This window comes from Streptomyces sp. NPDC091416 (assembly GCF_044756845.1).
In the GTDB taxonomy this organism is placed as follows: Bacteria; Actinomycetota; Actinomycetes; order Streptomycetales; family Streptomycetaceae; genus Streptomyces.
The window spans coordinates 1-2087 of the sequence record NZ_JBIVTU010000053.1; the positions used below are offsets into that span (position 1 = coordinate 1).

Here is a 2087-nt window from a genome sequence, read left to right on the forward strand (position 1 = left end):
TCTCAACCAGGTTCCTCAGCTGTGTTGCTTTCCGCGACGCAGCTGGGGACGTTCATCCGTACACGGCTGGGGAGCAAAGGTCGTACGCCGACACCTGTGTACGCGGTCATCGAGAAAGCGACACCCAGCGCCCCTTCGACCTCGTGGTCGGCGGCGCCTCTCCGGCAGACCCCGCCAAGGCCAGAGACGTGATCGGCCCGCTGCACGACGCGGGTGCCACCTGGTGGGACGAAAGGCAGCTGGATCCCAGCCCCGATGTGGATTGCCTGGCTCCGGGGCTGCGACGCATCGAGGCAGGGCCGCCGGTACTCGGCTGAGAACTCCTGCCGAAATGATCTCCGAGGCGGTTGGATCACTCCGGGAGCGTGGATTCGAGGGTGTGGGGTCGCTCGGCCGAAGCCGTGGGAAGTTGACGACGAGTTGTGGGCGGTGATCGAGCCGCTGTTGCCCGAGGTTGAACGTCGGCCCGGCATCCCGCTCGCCGCCACCCTGACCGCCGGCAACCGCAACGACGTCACCCAGCTGATCCCACTCCTCCAGGCTGTGCCTCCCGTGCAGGGCAAGCGCGGCAGGCCCCGGCGCCGCCCGGACGCGGTGCTGGGTGACTGCGGCTACGACCACGACAAGGACCGCCGTCTGGTCTGGGGCCTCGGCGTGAAACCGCTGATCGCCCGCCGGGGCACCGAGCACCGGCTCCGGGCTCGGCACCCAACGCTGGTTCGTGGAGCGCGCGTTCGCCCACCTCCGCTGGTTCCGCCGCCTGTGGAGCGGCTGGGAGATCCGCGACGACATCCGCAAAGCTTCCCTCGCTCTCGGATGCGCACTCATCTGCCGGCGACGCCCGGAAGCAGTTCAGCGCCGCCACTCATAGACATCCGGTGAGGACTGCTGGACCTCGCTCGGCCACTCCTTCAGCACCCGTCCAAGGAGCCTTCGCTGCTCGTCCATCCAACCCTTTTCAAGGTTCATGGGAAGGAACACGGAGACGCACGAACTGCCCGGACCCTCCACATGGACAGCGGGAATCCCGTGCTCTTCGTTGTGCGGCTGGATTCTGATCTCAGGGCTGTGGCCGTCGCCCCTCCAGCAGATGTCCTGACCTGCAGCAAGGAGATCCAGAGCCAGGGACCAGCTCTCCGGGTCGGAAGGGAATAGGAGCATGCCCAGTCGACCGTTGGCGAAGCTGCTCGTGATCAGGACCTCTGCGTCGAGCTGGTCGTGAAGATGCAGCACATCCGGCGAGCGACGCCCCAGCACACACCCGGAAGCCGTTGCCACCATGTCGGCCTGACAGGCAGCGGTCACAGAACTCAGGCGTCTCACGGCAGAAGAGCTACATCCAGCGGCGACACACCGACCGGCATGCGCCGGCACCGATCCTGCATTCAGCCGAGGCGGGCGGCAATGGTTCGCGCGCACACCAGGGACTCGGTATGCGTCGTGTCCACCTCCAGGTCGTAGAAAACCCCCCGGTGAACAGCTGTCGCCTGCTGCGCGGCCATCCCCTGAGTGCGATCGCCTCGTGCGACCTCACGGCCTGCGGCGACCGTGGCCTCACACCGGACGCCGACCCACAACACCGTCAGTCCGTCCAGCACCCTCTGCCACCGCTGCTGGGACGCGGCTCCGCCGAGGAAGACGTCATCAATGACCACCCTCGCGCCTGCACGCACCATCGCCGCTGTGCCACTCATCCAGGCCGCCTCCAACGTCCGGAACTCAGCACCGACGCTGACTGCACCATCCGCTCCGACCACGATCCCCTCGTCCGCCGTCTGCATCCTCGCGGGAAGAGCGTCGACGAACGAGTCACATCCGAACGCCAGCCAAGGAACGGGCAGTACGTCTTGCAGACACCGGACAATCCCGGACTTCCCTGAACTGGAGCCACCGTTGAGAATGATCATCTGAGTCGTCACCGGGCCACAGTAGGCCGCTACTCACACGGCACGAAGCGGATATCGGCCCAGCCGGAAGATCGCGGCCCGCGGCAACGGGTCGTGAACGCAGAAAAGCCCCGTGCCACAAGGGCACGGGGCTTAACTATCAAAAGGAGTTCGGCGGCGTCCTACTCTCCCACAGGGTCC

Annotated in this window: 2 protein-coding genes and 2 pseudogenes; 2 read left to right on the forward strand and 2 right to left on the reverse strand. The window is 66.3% G+C overall.

The annotated features are described in order from the left end of the window. Together ACIQMX_RS42385 and ACIQMX_RS42390 are read left to right on the forward strand one after the other, a co-directional pair. Positions 1-317: pseudogene (locus tag ACIQMX_RS42385) on the forward strand (LLM class flavin-dependent oxidoreductase); the annotation flags it as partial. 151 nt (positions 318-468) lie between these two features. Beyond that, positions 469-871, forward strand: a pseudogene (locus tag ACIQMX_RS42390) (transposase); the annotation flags it as partial. On the opposite strand, the gene ACIQMX_RS42395 reads toward ACIQMX_RS42390, so the two are convergent. Both ACIQMX_RS42395 and cpt read right to left on the reverse strand, forming a co-directional pair. Beyond that, positions 853-1305 carry a DUF5959 family protein gene (locus tag ACIQMX_RS42395; protein ID WP_363078940.1) on the reverse strand — a complete coding sequence of 151 codons (453 nt, stop codon included), beginning with the start codon at positions 1303-1305 and terminating at the stop codon, positions 853-855. The pseudogene ACIQMX_RS42390 and the gene ACIQMX_RS42395 sit on opposite strands and share 19 nt — an antisense overlap. Before the next feature lie 80 nt (positions 1306-1385). Then, positions 1386-1919 carry a chloramphenicol phosphotransferase CPT gene (gene cpt, locus ACIQMX_RS42400; RefSeq protein ID WP_363078939.1) on the reverse strand — a complete coding sequence of 178 codons (534 nt, stop codon included), beginning with the start codon at positions 1917-1919 and terminating at the stop codon, positions 1386-1388. Between the last annotated feature and the right edge of the window lie 168 nt (positions 1920-2087).